We start from the raw sequence: 15,190 nt of genomic DNA on the forward strand, positions 1-15,190 counted from the left end.
ATGTCGTCTTCGCCACGCAAGGTGATGGCTGCGGATTCGCGGACCAAACTCTTGCGCACATTGGCCCTGAGTTTCGCGCTTCTGGCCGCACTCACCGCCTCCACGCTTCTGGCCGATGCCGCCATTCAGGATGGGGTCGATGTCTGGGACGTGGTGCGCGGTCTTCTGATTTTCGTCACGACAGCCTGGCTGGCCTGGGGCGCGACCCTGTCTTTCGTCGGCCTCGCGCCCAGCGTCCGCAAACCGCGCCCGATGCCCGATCTGACGTCCCCCGCCCCCCGGCTCGTCGTACTCGTGCCGATATGTAACGAGGATCCCGTGACGACCTTTGCCCGCATCGCCGCCATGGATCATTCGATCCGGACCGAAAGTCTGATGGCCGATATCGCAATCCTGTCGGACACGCGCAACGAGGAAGCCGCTCTTCTGGAACGGCAAACCTATCTTCGCCTCATTGCGGAAACCCAAGGCAAGGGCCGGATTTTCTATCGTCGCCGCAACGACAACCGGGGCCGCAAGGCCGGCAATATCGAAGACTTCATCCGCCGCTCCGGCGCTGCCTACGATCTCGCTCTCATTCTCGATGCCGATAGCTTGATGGAAGGCCGCGCCGTGCGAGACATGGCCGCCAGAATGCAGGCCGACCCGCAGCTCGGGCTACTCCAAACCCTGCCGAAAATCATCGGAGCACGATCGTTCTTCGGTCGTGCCATGCAATTTGCGGCAAGCTTTCACAGCCCGGTCTTCACCCGTGGCCTCGAACGGCTTCAAGGCAACACCGGCCCGTTCTGGGGTCACAACGCCATGGTGCGGCTCAAGGCCTTTGCCGAAAGCTGCGCGCTGCCGGAACTCGCCGGGCCGCCCCCATTTGGCGGGCATATCCTGAGCCATGACTATGTCGAAGCCGCGCTTCTGGCGCGTGCGGGCTGGCGTGTGCAGGTGGATCACACCATCGGCGGCTCATACGAGGAAGGCCCGGAGAACATCCTGTCCTACGCCAAGCGCGACCGCCGCTGGTGTCAGGGCAACCTGCAACATTCCCGGCTTCTGCTCGCCCCGGGTCTGGCCGCCTGGTCGCGTTTCGTTTTCCTTCAAGGCATCTTCGCTTATCTCGTCTCAGTGCTCTGGGCCGCCTTCCTGATCACCTCCGTCGTGGCCACGATTCTTGCGCCGGTGCCGAACTATTTCCCGGAACCGCATATGCTCTTCCCGGTCTTCCCCGATGACCGAACCAAGGAGATCACCGCGCTGATCGTGGGCATCATGGGGCTTCTGATCCTGCCGAAATTCGCCATTCTCTATGAAGCGTCGGGAACGCGCCGCACCGCACGCTTTGGCGGATCTGTTCGGGCGGGCTTCTCCGTCGTGGCCGAAATTCTTCTGTCGTCTCTGATCGCGCCCTTGATGCTGATGTATCAGACCAAGGCGGTGATGCAGGTGCTTTCCGGTCGTGACGGCGGCTGGCCCGCCAACCAGCGTGGCGAAGGCGCTCTGACATTGGTCGACGGCTTCCGCGCGGGCCTCTGGATCATGCTCACCGGCGGCGCGGCGCTTGCGATCGTCGCCCGTGTGGCCCCCGATCTGACTTTGTGGCTCCTGCCCGTCTGTCTGCCGATGCTGGCCGCGCCGTTTCTCATCGCATGGACCTCGCGCCCGTTGACGCACAAACTGTTTCTGGTGCCCGAAGAGCGCCGCCCCGCGCCGGTGATCCGCAACTATCGCGAGATCCTTGGCCGCTGGCAATCCGAGCCTCACCCCGAAACCGTGACCACGGAGGTGACCCATGTCCCGGCATGACATCGCGGTGCCCACCGAACTCGCGCAACCCACCAAACGCCCACGCGATCCCCGGATCGACGCGTTTCGCGGTCTTGCGCTCCTGATGATTTTCGTCGATCACTCGCCGGACAATCCCTACGAATATCTCACCGTGCGCAACATCGGTTTTTCCGATGCGGCGGAGGCGTTTTTCATCATGTCTGGGATTGCCGCAGGACTGGCCTACACAGGTCGGTTCGAAGCGCGCGGTGAAAAAGGCCTGTGGCAGGCCATCGCGCCGATGTGGAAACGCTCCTGGACGCTCTATCTGGTGCAAATCCTCCTCACCGTTTGCGCCATCGCGATCTTTGCTGCCGGAGCGACCTGGTTCGGCGTCGATGAACTGCTGACCAAAATCAACCTCAAACAGGTGTTCAACAACACCGCGGAGGCAATGATCGGCATTCCCCTGCTGGGCCATCAGCTCGGCTATGTAAATATCCTGCCTGCTTATTCGGCTCTTCTGTTCTTCGGGCCGCTGATGATCCTCTTGGGCCTCTGGCGTCCGATGCTGCTATTGGGTCTTTCGGCAGCGCTTTGGCTCGCGGCCGGGATCTGGCGGCTCAATCTTCCGAATTACCCGAACCCGGGCGGGTGGTTCTTCAACCCCGTTGCCTGGCAATTCATCTTTATCGTGGGCCTTCTCACCGGTATCTTTCTGCGCCTGGGCAAACGTTTCGTCCCGAAAACGCCGTGGCTCTTCTGGCTCGCAACCGGCTGGCTCGTGCTGGTTCTCGCCTGGCGCTATGTGCCCGGATTCGGCCCGTTCATGAATCACCAGATGGCGCTTCTGGGCAAGGCGGGACTGCCGTTCAACATGGTGTCGCATGACAAGACCTTCCTCGCCCTGCCGCGCATGACTCATGCGCTGGCGCTGGCCTATGTCCTCTCCTGTCTGCCTTGGGTGACGCATCTGACCGGGTCGAAAGCGCTGTCTTTCCTGCGACTGCTCGGGCGTCAGGGTTTGCTGGTTTTCTCTACCGGGACCATCCTTGCGCTCTTTAACCATGTGATCATGGGCTATTATGCCGAAGCTCACTGGCTCGGTTGGGTTCTTATGCCGTTGGGCGCGCTGATCCTGATTGTCGTCGCTTGGCTCGGCGACATTCAGAAATCCGCCAGACGGCAGAACGCCACGCGCCCCATGACCTTCGCCGCCCGAACGATGCCCGCGGAATAATCGCATTCAAGGCAGTCGCGATCTGGTGAGATCATACGTCTTCGTTGAAATTACCGGATTGCGAGGCCTTTTTCGTCGAAGAGATGCGTGCGGCCCTCACCGAACTTCAGCCCGACCTTTTCGCCCACCCGATGCGGCGCGTCGCCAAGGTCGCGGATCGTCATCTGACCCGCACCGTTTTCGGCATCGACGATGATATAAGTGTCCGCGCCGAGGTACTCGATCACATCGACCACCCCGTCGAGATCGCCTTGCCCAGCGGGCACGATGGTGATGTGTTCGGGGCGAATGCCAAGGTCCTTGCCCCTGTCCCCCAGCCCAATGGCGGAAGCCGGAATAACATTCATCTTCGGTGAGCCGATGAACTGCGCCACGAAAAGGTTGCCGGGACGTTCATAAAGCTCTTTCGGGGAACCGACCTGCGCGATCCTGCCCGCTTCCAAAACGACGATGCGGTCGGCCAGAGTCATGGCCTCGACCTGATCGTGGGTCACGTAAATCATCGTGCTCTCAAGCGAGCGGTGCAGTTTTGCCAACTCATAGCGCATCTCGACCCGAAGCGCGGCATCGAGGTTCGAGAGCGGTTCGTCGAACAGGAACGCCGTCGGATCGCGCACAATGGAACGCCCGATGGCCACGCGCTGACGCTGCCCGCCGGAGAGGTCTTTCGGGCGACGGTCCAGATAGTCGGTAAGCTTGAGCACATGCGCCGCCTCATCGACTTTCTGCGCAATCACGTCCTTCGGCTCACCGGCGGCCTTGAGGGCAAAGCCCATATTCTCGCGCACCGACATATGTGGATAGAGCGCGTAAGACTGGAACACCATGGCAAGGCCACGCTTCGACGGTGGCTCGGCGGTGGCGTCGCGCTCGCCAACGAAGACCTTGCCACGGGAGGTTTCCTCCAGCCCTGCAATCATCCGCAAAAGGGTGGATTTCCCGCATCCCGAAGGCCCGACGAAAATGATGAACTCGCCCTCTTCGATCTTGAGATCGACACCCTTGATGACCTGCACCTCGCCGAACCATTTCTCGACAGCCTGCAACTCGATACTTGCCATTTTATGTCTCCTTCTCTGCCGTTAGCGGGGTGCGACCAACGCCGCACCATGTAAGCCAGACGGCAGCCGTCCAGCCAAAGGACGGCCCACCACAGGGTGTGCCATCCATCGGATCATAATACTCCCAAAATCCCCCCATCTCGATCAGCCGGGCCGTCTCGTCGCGCAGCCGCGCTTCGGCCTCTTTGCGGCCCATGTCCCTGAGTCCCATGGCAATCAGGGAATTGACCACCGGCCAAGTCGGGCCGCGCCAATAGCGACGACGCTCAAAACGTTCACTCTCCGGGTCCGCCGAGGGAATGCCGTAGGAAACCTTGTCCCAGCTCCGCGCGAAATGCGCATCGAGCGCCGGACGGGACACCCCCGCGAGATAGGAGAGAAACGCCCCGGAACCGAGCACGCCTGCGAATGCGCCCGTGCGCAGATCGTAGGCATCGAACCAACCGGTTTCCGGGTTCCAGAGCTTGTCGAGCCCGTCGCGCAGCTTGGCCTCCTGCGCCACAAGACCGGAGGTATCTTCGCCCAAAACGCGACCCAGCTCGATCAGATCGGCGAAGGCGCGCAACAGGACAAAGGTAATCCCCGGATCGGCCATCAGAAACGGTCCGTTCTCGATCATCTCCCGATCGTCCCAATTTACGGAGCGACCAAAGGCGAGGATCGCGAGATAGCGGTCATAATCTGTTGCCACCGGACGTTGATCCGCGTTCAAAAGGTCAAGGTCACGTCGCTTGTTTTCCCGCGAGATGTGAATGTAGGGATCGCTGTCGTCGACCGGCACGTTCGCCATGCCGATGTCCCAGTCCGGGCAATTGTCCCGCCCCGACTCCCATGGGTGCACGATGGCGACCGGGCCGTCCTTGCACCGCTCCCTGATCCACCAGTCATGCCAGGCAACCAGCTTGGGATAGAGCGCTTTGACATGCAGCAAGCCCGTGTCGGGATCGGCCTCGTAAATCTTGCGAATGAGCGTCGCGGCGACGGGCGGTTGTGAAATACCGGAGGTCGGTGGCGACTGATCCGCGCCCCAGACCTCGGGACCCGGGAAATAGTCGGGATCGACCTCGTGGAAGACCATATGGGGCACCATGCCGGTCACCCATTGGTTGGCGAACAGAAGCTCCACCTCTTGCCACGCCCGCACGATGTCGAAGGTGGAATAGCCCCAGGCCGAGAACATGCTGTCCCAGTTCCATTGAAACGGATAGAGCCGCGCGGTCGGGATGGTGTAGCCCCCGCGATCATTGCCCAAAAGCACGTCGCGAGCAGCCTGATCAAGCGGATTTTGCATTGAATGTGTCATCGCATCACCCTTTAACCGAGCCAGCTGTCAGCCCCTTGGTCATGAATTTTTCAAGCCCAAGGAACAGTGCCATGATCGGCACGGTGGCAATCACCGATCCGGCCATGAGGTGTTGACGTGGAATCTCCGACGAATTGAGCGAGGCAATCCCCCGCGTCAGGGTAAATTTCGACGGATCGTCCAACAGCATGAAAGCCAGAAGGAATTCGTTCCACGCGATCATGAAGACGTAGAGCGACACGGAGGCGAGCGCCGGGAGCGACAGCGGCAGGGTGATTTTCCAGATCACCTGCAACCGCGACAGCCCGTCCATCAGCCCCGCTTCCTCCACCTCGGAAGGCAGGCCCCGGAAATAGCCCTGGAGCATGTAGAGCGCCACCGGGATGGTCGTCACCGGATAGATCATCACGATACCCACGATGGAATTGCGCAGCCCCATCATCGAGAAAGCGATGTAGATCGGCAGCGCCAGAACGATCATCGGCACCATGTAAATCAACAGGATCGAGCGCGAAAACGCCGCCTGCCCGCGAAAACGCAACCGCGCCACGGCATAAGCACCGGGGATGGCGAACAGGAGCGTGATCAGAACCGTCAGCACGGAAATGTAGAAGGAGGTCCACATATAAGTGCCGAAATTGAATTCCGTGATCAGTTCGACATAGGATCGGAACAGCCCCCAGCCCTTTGAGAGATCAATGGAGAAATCCAGCGGGTTCTGCATCAGCTCCGCCTGATTTTTCAGACTGGTCATCAGCATCACGTAGAAGGGAATAACCACGATGGCGGTGAAGAACACATAGCCAAAGCCCCTGAGCGCCTTGATCACCGCTGCCTCGAATTCGTGGCGTGTAAGTGCCCCCATGGGCAGGTCCTTGAGATAGACCACCAGAGGCCAGCCGATGCCGATTCCCATGAACAATGCCGCAACCACCCGGGCGATCAAAGACACATTGCCAGTCAGAACCGGCCCGATGCCGAGAGAGAGCGCGATGAAATAGACCACCGCCAATACGGCAGAAGCGATCACAGTCTGCGCCCGCCAAACAAGCGCCAATCCGGTGGGAATACCGAAGATCAGCGCGCCCGTGATAGAAGGTCGAAACGCCTCGCCGGTGGCGAAACTCATGGCGACGGCAACCGTCACGGCAAGAACAAAACTCCAGAGCACACCCAGAAGGGGGCCGGTGATATAGCCGAAACGAAGGTATTTCATAGCCCCTCCTCCTTCGACATGAATTTGAAGAAGAACACGGAGAACAGCAGCAGACAGCCGAAGATCACCACGGCCACCGCCGCCCCTGCCCCGATGTTCGACACGGCAAAGGCCTGTTCATAGACATTCACGGTCAGGACCCGCGTGCCCGCATTGCCGCCGGTCAACAGGAAAATGTCGTCGAACTTGTTGAAGGTCCAGATGAAGCGCAACAGGAACAGAACCGACAGGATGCCCAGAAGCTGCGGCAGGCTGAGATACCAGAACTGCTGAAACGGCGAGGCACCGTCCATATCGGCGGCCTCGTACATATCCGTCGGGATCGACTGCATCCGGGCGAGTATGAAGAGGAAAGACAGCGGGAAATAGCGCCAGATTTCAAATGCCGTCACCATCAGAAGCGCCAGAGGTTTCTCGCCGAAGAAATTGATCGCCTGACCGGTCAGCCCCATCTGGACAAACAACGCATTGGCGGAGCCGGAGAAGGGATCGAAGAGCAGAATCCATGCAAAGGCGACCGCGATCACAGGGGCAACATAGGGAAACAGGTAGAGCCCGCGCAAAATCCCCTGCCCCTTGAAGGAGTGATTAAGCAGCATGGCGGCAAAGAGCCCCATGATCATCGCGCCCAGCGTGCCGAAGATCGTGTAAAACAAGGTCACTCCAAGCACCGACCAGAATTCGCCACCGTCAAATACGGACACGAAATTCTTCATCGTGAAATCGCTGTTGGCAAGCACGAAGGAGGCTTTGCCATCGACCTCGACTGGATCATCGGCCACGTCGCGACCGGCATCGAACCACGCCTGTTCGGTCACAACGGGAATGTTGAGCGTCTCACGATACCCGCCTTCCCAATCGCCCAGATCACAGAACAACTCCCCCTCGGCAATCTCGCAACGCGGATCGAGATCGCCCGCAAGCGTTAACCCCTCGGGCCAGGTATCGGTGAGCGTAACGCCTGTGATCTCCGAAGTCGGCGAAGAGTTCCTGAGCCGGTAGCGCAGCGTCGCTTCGTCGCCTGCTACCGTAGGGCGGCCCCGCAAATCCTCTCGCACCACGGTCTCAGGTGCGCGCAGATCGGCCAATGACACGGGTTTCACAGAAATCCAGAACACCGCCAGAAGCGGCAGGATCACCACAAGAGAAACTGCGAGAATGGTCGGGGTCAAAAGCCCCCAGGCAAGCCGCGCCTCGGTACGGGCCAAGGGGCCGGTCCCGCGCGGCGGTCCGATATCCGACATGGAAAACTCCCTGTCTTGATAGGAAAGGAACGGGGCGGATCAAACCGCCCCGCAGAGGATCGGCGTTACTCGATCGCACTCAGTTCGGCGTTCAGATCCGCCACGGCCGTGCTCGCGTCGATGTCGCCGTCAATATACTGACGCACGATGCGGTTGATCACCTGGGAGTTGTTCATCTTGGACGCCAGACCGAGCTGACCTTCCTTGACTCCCCAGCGCTGCGCCACATCGAGACCACCGACGATCTCGTCAACCATCTCCTGTGCGTAGAGATCGCCCAGCGGAGCCTTGCGATCCACACCGACCGGCAGCTTCGCCCATTCGGTGATGAAATATTCCGGGTCGTCCGCCGTGCCACGACGGGTCGGGAACATGCCTTCGGGCGCGATGGAGAGGGTCTGGATATAGCCCTCGTCCATCGAGAATTCGACGAATGCCTCAGCCGCATCGGTTGCCGCATCGGTGGTGATGCCGAAATAGTTGATATTGGCATAGGCCGCGCCATCCGGGTTCGACGGCCCGGAGAAGTTGGTCACGATACCGGTTTTCGACGCCAGTTCCGTCGACGTCGGATCGTCGTTGATGGTGGGCGGCGCGCTGTCACGCAGGCCGGCCAGTTCATCGAGAATGAAGGGTGACCAGAAGACCATCGCGGTGTTGCCGGAGAAATAGAGCGTCCGCGCCTGATCCCAGTAGAGATCGCCCGGAGGCGAGGCCTCCGCGATTTTCTTGTAGAACTCAAGTACTTCCGTGGTCTTCGCTTCATCGAGCGGAGCAAACCCGTTTTCGTCCACCGGGCTTACGCCATTGGCGAGAAACACATGTTCGAGCACCTGAGACATGAAGGCCTCGTCGACTTTCGTCGCGGCTACGAAGCCGTACATTTCGGGCGGATTGTGCAGTTTCTCGATTGCGGCCTCGACAGCGGCGTAAGAGGTCGGCGCCTCAAGCCCGGCGGCATCGAAGAGGTCTTTGCGATAGACAATCATCTGGGTCCAGCCATTGGCCGGAACCGAGGCATAACCGTCATCCATCCCTGCCATGGCAAGGGCGCCTGGGGCAAAGGTGTCGGCACCGAGATTCTCGATCACATCGGTCGCGGCGTCCATGTCGAGAATACCGGCCTCGGCCCAGGGCAGCGCATATTGCAGCGGATGGTAGATCACATCCGGCAGGTCACCGGCGGCAAAAGCGGCGGTTGCCCGCGTGCCAAGCTCGGATTCCGTAACCGGGATGACCTCGACCGTGTTACCGGTTTTCGCCTCGAACGCCTCGGCCATCGCCTCCTGTTTGGCCAGACGGTCCGGCTGTTCTTCCGTGGTCCAGAACCGCAGGTTCTCGGCCCCCGCCGCCATGCTCGACAGCGCGAGCGCCGTGGCGGCTCCGCTCAGAAGGGTCAGCTTTTTGAAAGTCATCTCTCTCTCCCTGAGTTGATGAAAATTACGTTGTGACAGCGGCCAGATCGGCCAGATGCTGCGCCAGTTGCTCCGACAGTAGCGCAGGCCGTCCCGTGGAACTGCCCGGATTGAAAGTTGCCCGGATCACGCTCTGGGTCACGGGGGACTCCGGCTCCTGCATCCGCGCGATGAACATTTCCCCGAGCCGCGCCCCCGCCTGACGATTGTCCACGGCAAAGGTCGCGAGACGCGGCCACATCGCCTGCCCCTCGGGTGCGCCGTCATAGCCCACGACCGAAAACTCCGATCCGATTTGCAGACCGAGCGTGTTCGCAACCTCATAGACACCGCGCGCCAGCGTATCGGTGGCACAAAGGATTGCCGTTGGCGGCCTGTCGAGCGCAAGAAGCTGTCGTGTCGCGCGAGCGGAATGTTCGGGGGACAGCGCCCCTTCGACCATCAAAGTCGGGTCGAAAGGCAAACCCACTGTGGTCAACCCCGCGCGGTAACCATCGCGCCGGGCATGGGAAAAGGCATAGTGTTCCGCCGAGCCGATATAGCCGATGCGCTCATGTCCGAGCCGGGTCAGCCAGTTGATCGCATCCGCCATGGCCGCTTCACTCATGACATCGAAATAAGACATGTTTTCTCGATGTTTTGGCCGACCATAGCAGATAAAGGGCACGTTCTCGCGTTCAAGATAGGCGATACGCGGGTCTTCCCAAAGCACCCGCTGAAGGATGAACCCGTCGGCTTTCCGGTCGCGCACGAGGTCGCGCATGATACGGATCGTGTCCGCCTCACTTTCCGAGGTCGCGATGGTCAGGGTCCAGCCTTCGGCGGAGGCCGCCTGTGTCAGACCCGCGAGAAATTCGGCAAGGAAGGGACGGTGCGCGTCGTGTTGGGACAATTCGACCACCAGCCCAAGCGAACAACTCCGCCCGGTCTTGATCGCCTGCGCATGGCTCAGGGGACGATAGCCCATGGCCTGCGCAGCGCGAATGACCCGTGTGCGCGTGGCCTCTGAAATGTCGGGATAACCATTGAGCGCGCGCGAAACAGTGCCTTTGGTCAGGCTCAGGGCCCGGGACAAATCCGATATCGTCACCCGCGCAGTGTCGCGCGCACGACGGTCGATGGTTCCGTTTGACCGCACTTGATTCGCCTCCTCTCGCTCACACTGCGTTTCCGAAACCGGTTTCGGCAATGTTTTTTTATCAAACAGTCCGATTGCGCAGATGAACAGCATGCTGCGCAGCATTTTCGGAAGGATTTGAAATACGGAAGAAAATCAGGCGATGCGAAAAACCTTGGCAGCATCCTCCCTGGAAATATCGGTTTTATCATGAGTGGAGGTAACCCGCCCACGCTCCATGAACACGAGCTGGTCGGCGAGGTCGTAGGCGAATTCGAAATACTGTTCGACAAGCACGATCGCCATGTCGCTCCGGTCACGCAAAAGGGAGATCACCCGACCGATCTGCTGAATGATATTAGGCTGAATGCCTTCGGTCGGCTCATCGAGCAACAGGAGTTTCGGTTTGATGATCAGGGCGCGGGCGATGGCGAGTTGCTGTTGCTGCCCGCCGGAGAGATCGCCTCCACGACGGTTCATGAACTCCTTGAGGATCGGGAACAGTTCGAAAATCTCATCCGGGATGACATGTTCGGATTTCGGCAAACAGGTGAAGCCGCTTTCAAGGTTTTCCTTCACCGTCAGGAGCGGAAAAATCATCCGCCCCTGCGGCACGATGGCGACGCCTTTGTGCGCCAGCTCATGCGCGGGGGCTTTGCCGACGTCTTCGCCGTCAAGCACCATGGTCCCGCCAGACCGCGGATGCGTGCCGGAGATTGCTTTCATCAGGGAGGTTTTGCCCACGCCGTTGGTCCCCATGACACAGGTCACCTTACCCGCTTGAGCCGACAGATCGACATCATAAAGGATTTGCGAACCGCCGTAATGCAGCGAGAGGTTTTTGACTTCGAGCATGGTACCCTCTCCTTCAACGGCCCAGATAGACGTCAATCACGTCCTGATTTTTCGTCACGTGATCGAGCGAGCCTTCGGCCAGAACCGAACCCTCGTGCAGAACGGTGACTTTGCAGTCGAGCCGCCGAACGAATTCCATATCGTGCTCCACGACGACCACGGCACGAGTTTTCGCCGCCTCTTTCAGGATGTCTGTGGTGTGCTCGCGCTCGCCCAGCGTCATCCCCGCCGCTGGTTCATCGACCAGCAAAAGCTTCGGATCCTGCGCCAGCAACATGCCGATCTCAAGCCATTGCTTCTGCCCATGCGACAGCTCACCGGATTTGCGTGAGAGTTGTTCCGCGAGACCGATCTCGGAGGCCAGTTCCTCGACCTTCGCAAGGTCCTTGAATTTCGGCTTAAAGAACAGAACTGCAAGAGGGTTGCGGTCGTTCTTCACCGCCATGAGCAGATTCTCGAACACCGTCTGGTCCTCGAACACAGTGGGGCGCTGAAACTTGCGCCCGATGCCAGCACGGGCAATTTTCGCCTCGTTCATACCGATCAGGTTGCGCGACAACTCGCCCCACAACACCTTGCCCTCGTCGGGCTTGGTTTTGCCGGTCACGATGTCCATGAAGGTCGTCTTGCCCGCCCCGTTCGGCCCGATGATGGCGCGCAACTCGGCGTGGCCGATGTTGAACGACAGGTTGTTGATCGCCCGGAAGCCGTCGAACGTGACGGAGATGCCGGAGACTTCGAGAAGTGTGCCCGACCCGCTCATTTCTCCGCCTCCTCTTCGCGCAAGCTGCCTTTGTCGGGGCCGAGCGGTACACCGTGTCGGTTCGGCGACAGACGCCCGGAGATCAGGTCGAACAGACCGCCGATACCTTTCGGGGCGAAGAGCGTCACAAGGACGAAGGACAGCCCCAGAAGCACAAGCCACCAGTCGACCCATTTGATCGTATAGAATCCGAGGTTGACATCGGGGGCCTGACCGCCGGTGAACCATGTCGAGACGAGCGACACGAAAGCCGCGCCGATCACCGCGCCATAGATGCGCCCGCGCCCGCCGATGGCGACCCAGACCGCGAGATAGATCGAAGCAATAGGGGCGATCTCGGCGGGGTTGATGATCCCCGCCTGCGGGTAATAAAGCGCCCCGCCGATGGCTGCGATCACCGCCGTGAGGGTGAAGACGAAAAGCTTGAACCCCTCGACCGAATAACCAAGGAACCGCACCCGCGCTTCGTCGTCACGGATGCCGCGAATGACGGAGCCGAACTTGCCGGAGACAATGAAGGCGGCGATCAGGTAGGTCAGCAAGAGCGCGAAGGCTGAGGCCCAGAAAAACCAGATCGAGATGTAATCCTGTGAAATTCCGTCCACACCGGGGAGGTTTTGCAAACCGGAAAGACCGTTGTTGCCGCGCAGGCCGGAGTCGTTCTGGAACAGGTAGAGGGACAGCGCCAACGTCATCGCCTGGGTCAGGATCGACAGATACACGCCAGTGACCCGCGAGCGGAAGGCGAGCCAGCCGAAGACCAGCGCCAGAAGGCCGGGCACAAGAACGACCAGAGCGATCTGCGCCCAGAAGCTATGAGCGAAATACCAGACCAGCGGAAATTCCGACGAACCAACGACACCGAAAATTTGCGTCCCGATGGCATCCGAAATCTCGGAGGCGGTCGGCGGCAGTGGAGCGTTGGCAAGGCTTTCGAGCACGATGATCTTCGTGCGCGCATACATCAGCCACATGCCAATCATATAGCCACCCAGCCCGAAAAAGGCGAAATGGCCGAGGGAGAGAATGCCCGTGTAGCCCCAGACCAGATCCATCGCGATGGCGACCAGCGCGAGGCAGAGCGTCTTGCCCAAGGTCTTGACAAAAGACGTGGAAATCGCCCCCGCACCGTAAGCCTCCGACAGGAAGGTCACGGCGAGGGTAAAAATCACCAGAACAGCGATAAAGACCGGCAGAGAGGGATTTTTCTTAAACATATCCATGGCTCAATCCCCAGCCGCACGACCTTTGAGGGCGATGATGCCCTTCGGTCGGAACTGGATGAAAATGATGATGAAGATGATCATGTAGGTCTGCGCCGCCAGCGTGTTGGACGGGTTGAACCACTCGATGCCCTTTTGCAGGAAGCCGATCAGGCCAGCACCCAGAAGTGTGCCCCAGATATTGCCGACACCGCCCACGACCACGGTCATGAAGCTTTGCACGATATAATCCTGCCCAAGCTCGGAGGTCACTTTCGCATAGAGCCCGATGGCCACGCCCGCAACACCCGCAATGCCGGAGCCGAGCCCGAAGGTCAGCATGTTTACCTTGTCCGGGTTGATCCCCATCGAGGCCGCCATGCGTGGGTTCTGGGTCACGGCACGGGTTTCGAGGCCGAGGCGGGTCTTCTTCATGATGAAAAGGAAGACGCCGAGGAAAATCAGCGCAAGCACGAAGATCGCAATGCGGATGTAAGAGATCGACACCACGTCGTTGAAGGTCAGCGCCCCATCGAGCCAGCCCGGCGAGGTCAGCGGACGCGCCTGAGTGCCGAAGATGTTCTTGGCGATTTGTTGCAGCGCGATGGAGACACCGAAAGTCGCCAGAAGCGTTTCCAGAGGCCGGTTGTAAAGCCAGCGAATGATCAGCCGTTCCATCGCAACACCGGCGGCAAAGGTGACGGCAAAGGCCAGCGGGATCGCAAGGAGGATCGAGACGGTGTAATCCGGCACGATCTGTTGCACGACATAGCCGGTATAGGCGCCCATCATGATGAACTCGCCATGGGCCATGTTGATCACGCCCATGACGCCGAAAGTAATGGCCAGCCCGATGGCCGCAAGGAAATAGATCGAGGCCAGAGACAACCCGTCAAGCGAGAGATCGAGGAACTGGTTGAAAGCGACCGCACGGCTGATCGAGGAGAGCGTCACTTTTGCAGCGTCGGTCACAGCCTTGGAGCGTTCATCATAGACCAATGCAAGCGGGCTGTACGCCAAAGTCTCGGATACATCGTATTCCGAGATCCGTGCGGGCACCAGACCTTCTGCGACAAGCGCATCATAGGCTTTGTAACGAGCGTCAGGACTGCCCAGATCCTGGCGTTGAATGCCGCCCACCTGATCATTCACCATATGCGCCACCAAGGCGTCATGAATGGATTGTTCATCGGGAATTGCTCCCAGTACGCCATGCTTTTGCAACAAAGCAACGGCCTCTGATCGCGTCACACCCTCAGGCATATGTCGGCCATCAAACCGGGAATGGACATGTTCGGCAATATTAGCGTCCTCTGGCGGCGCATAGGCCAGAGATGTCGACAAAAGCGGATTGAGTGCGGCGCGCGCATCAAGCGTTATGGAGCCCCGGAAACTCTCGATGGCTTCGACCCGCGCCGCGTCATCCTTGTCGAAAGAGATCGTCAACAAGCGCTCGGTCACTTCTTTCAATTGCTTGATTTCAGGATCGGTCTCCGTCTCGATCGCGGCGCGCAACGGCGCAAGGTGGCTGGCCTCACCATCACGCTGAATCGCCAACAGCGCCTCACGACGCCGCACAGGATCGGGATCGTTCAGTTGGAACTGCACCAGAGCCGCGCCGATCATGGCACGGATGCCGGAGTTCGGCTTGAGCTGATCGAGATCGCCTTTCTCGAACACCCCCACCGTTTCGCCGCTGTCGAAATCGAAAAGCGTATAGGTCCCGCCGTCCGCAGGCGTGGCGTAAAAGAACAGACCATCGGCCTTGCGTTGCCACATATCCTTGTTCTGCCATTTCTCAAGCACGGTCTGCGCGGCGGGCAGGCCGGAACTGGCAATGGCGTCGATGGCAGGTGCAATCGTTTTGCGAGAGGATGTCTCGATCTCGACACGGTGCTCCTGAAGCACGTCCTGAATGGTTCGCTCCTGCGCCTGTACCGGGAGCGCACAGGTCAGCAACATCAGACACGCAGAAAATAGGCGGCCGATCATGTGGGTCTTTCCGATTAGGAGGAC

At 59.8% G+C, this 15,190-nt stretch carries 12 protein-coding genes; 2 read left to right on the forward strand and 10 right to left on the reverse strand.

Features of this window, described 5'->3' with window-relative positions; translation table 11 throughout:
• Both mdoH and C8N42_RS08105 read left to right on the forward strand, forming a co-directional pair.
• Window positions 1–1,797: a glucans biosynthesis glucosyltransferase MdoH gene (gene mdoH / locus C8N42_RS08100; RefSeq protein WP_245890000.1), complete on the forward strand. Its 1,797-nt coding sequence runs from the start codon at window positions 1–3 to the stop codon at window positions 1,795–1,797.
• Window positions 1,784–2,998 carry an OpgC family protein gene (locus tag C8N42_RS08105; RefSeq protein WP_107816062.1) on the forward strand — a complete coding sequence of 405 codons (1,215 nt, stop codon included), beginning with the start codon at window positions 1,784–1,786 and terminating at the stop codon, window positions 2,996–2,998. The genes mdoH and C8N42_RS08105 overlap by 14 nt, the downstream gene beginning before the upstream one ends.
• Window positions 2,999–3,048: 50 nt before the next feature.
• On the opposite strand, the gene C8N42_RS08110 is transcribed toward C8N42_RS08105, so the two are convergent.
• The 10 genes from C8N42_RS08110 to urtB all read right to left on the reverse strand — a co-directional run bounded on the left by C8N42_RS08110 (window position 3,049) and on the right by urtB (window position 15,166).
• Complete coding sequence (locus C8N42_RS08110) at window positions 3,049–4,059, reverse strand: ABC transporter ATP-binding protein (protein WP_107816063.1); 1,011 nt, start codon at window positions 4,057–4,059, stop codon at window positions 3,049–3,051.
• A 1-nt stretch (window position 4,060) separates the two neighbouring features.
• The gene (locus C8N42_RS08115) at window positions 4,061–5,350 is read right to left on the reverse strand and encodes an MGH1-like glycoside hydrolase domain-containing protein (protein ID WP_245890001.1); all 1,290 of its coding nucleotides are present in this window, start codon (window positions 5,348–5,350) and stop codon (window positions 4,061–4,063) included.
• Window positions 5,351–5,366: 16 nt separating this feature from the next.
• Complete coding sequence (locus C8N42_RS08120; protein WP_107816065.1) at window positions 5,367–6,578, reverse strand: ABC transporter permease subunit; 1,212 nt, start codon at window positions 6,576–6,578, stop codon at window positions 5,367–5,369.
• Window positions 6,575–7,822: a sugar ABC transporter permease gene (locus tag C8N42_RS08125; RefSeq protein WP_107816066.1), complete on the reverse strand. Its 1,248-nt coding sequence runs from the start codon at window positions 7,820–7,822 to the stop codon at window positions 6,575–6,577. The genes C8N42_RS08120 and C8N42_RS08125 overlap by 4 nt, the downstream gene beginning before the upstream one ends.
• Window positions 7,823–7,887: 65 nt before the next feature.
• The gene (locus C8N42_RS08130; RefSeq protein WP_107816067.1) at window positions 7,888–9,237 is read right to left on the reverse strand and encodes an ABC transporter substrate-binding protein; all 1,350 of its coding nucleotides are present in this window, start codon (window positions 9,235–9,237) and stop codon (window positions 7,888–7,890) included.
• A gap of 25 nt (window positions 9,238–9,262) precedes the next feature.
• The gene (locus C8N42_RS08135; protein ID WP_245890002.1) at window positions 9,263–10,375 is read right to left on the reverse strand and encodes a LacI family DNA-binding transcriptional regulator; all 1,113 of its coding nucleotides are present in this window, start codon (window positions 10,373–10,375) and stop codon (window positions 9,263–9,265) included.
• 135 nt (window positions 10,376–10,510) lie between these two features.
• Window positions 10,511–11,209, reverse strand: a complete 699-nt coding sequence (gene urtE / locus C8N42_RS08140) for an urea ABC transporter ATP-binding subunit UrtE (RefSeq protein ID WP_107816069.1) — start codon at window positions 11,207–11,209, stop codon at window positions 10,511–10,513.
• 13 nt (window positions 11,210–11,222) lie between these two features.
• Window positions 11,223–11,972: an urea ABC transporter ATP-binding protein UrtD gene (gene urtD / locus C8N42_RS08145; RefSeq protein ID WP_107816070.1), complete on the reverse strand. Its 750-nt coding sequence runs from the start codon at window positions 11,970–11,972 to the stop codon at window positions 11,223–11,225.
• Entirely contained in the window at window positions 11,969–13,195 is a 1,227-nt protein-coding gene (gene urtC / locus C8N42_RS08150; protein WP_107816071.1) for an urea ABC transporter permease subunit UrtC, read from the reverse strand. Before urtC ends, urtD begins: the two co-directional genes overlap by 4 nt.
• A gap of 3 nt (window positions 13,196–13,198) precedes the next feature.
• Window positions 13,199–15,166, reverse strand: a complete 1,968-nt coding sequence (gene urtB / locus C8N42_RS08155; protein ID WP_107816072.1) for an urea ABC transporter permease subunit UrtB — start codon at window positions 15,164–15,166, stop codon at window positions 13,199–13,201.
• Window positions 15,167–15,190: the final 24 nt, after the last annotated feature.

This window comes from Celeribacter persicus (assembly GCF_003050785.1).
GTDB classification, from domain to species: Bacteria; Pseudomonadota; Alphaproteobacteria; order Rhodobacterales; family Rhodobacteraceae; genus Celeribacter; species Celeribacter persicus.

What these genes read in the sequence shown, in the direction of transcription:
- mdoH (WP_245890000.1), top strand. Translation starts at nt 1, where the DNA reads ATGTCGTCTTCGCCACGCAAGGTGATGGCTGCGGATTCGCGGACCAAA.
- C8N42_RS08105 (WP_107816062.1), top strand. Translation starts at nt 1,784, where the DNA reads ATGTCCCGGCATGACATCGCGGTGCCCACCGAACTCGCGCAACCCACC.
- C8N42_RS08110 (WP_107816063.1), bottom strand. Translation starts at nt 4,059, where the DNA reads ATGGCAAGTATCGAGTTGCAGGCTGTCGAGAAATGGTTCGGCGAGGTG.
- C8N42_RS08115 (WP_245890001.1), bottom strand. Translation starts at nt 5,350, where the DNA reads ATGCAAAATCCGCTTGATCAGGCTGCTCGCGACGTGCTTTTGGGCAAT.
- C8N42_RS08120 (WP_107816065.1), bottom strand. Translation starts at nt 6,578, where the DNA reads ATGAAATACCTTCGTTTCGGCTATATCACCGGCCCCCTTCTGGGTGTG.
- C8N42_RS08125 (WP_107816066.1), bottom strand. Translation starts at nt 7,822, where the DNA reads ATGTCGGATATCGGACCGCCGCGCGGGACCGGCCCCTTGGCCCGTACC.
- C8N42_RS08130 (WP_107816067.1), bottom strand. Translation starts at nt 9,237, where the DNA reads ATGACTTTCAAAAAGCTGACCCTTCTGAGCGGAGCCGCCACGGCGCTC.
- urtE (WP_107816069.1), bottom strand. Translation starts at nt 11,209, where the DNA reads ATGCTCGAAGTCAAAAACCTCTCGCTGCATTACGGCGGTTCGCAAATC.
- urtD (WP_107816070.1), bottom strand. Translation starts at nt 11,972, where the DNA reads ATGAGCGGGTCGGGCACACTTCTCGAAGTCTCCGGCATCTCCGTCACG.
- urtC (WP_107816071.1), bottom strand. Translation starts at nt 13,195, where the DNA reads ATGGATATGTTTAAGAAAAATCCCTCTCTGCCGGTCTTTATCGCTGTT.
- urtB (WP_107816072.1), bottom strand. Translation starts at nt 15,166, where the DNA reads ATGATCGGCCGCCTATTTTCTGCGTGTCTGATGTTGCTGACCTGTGCG.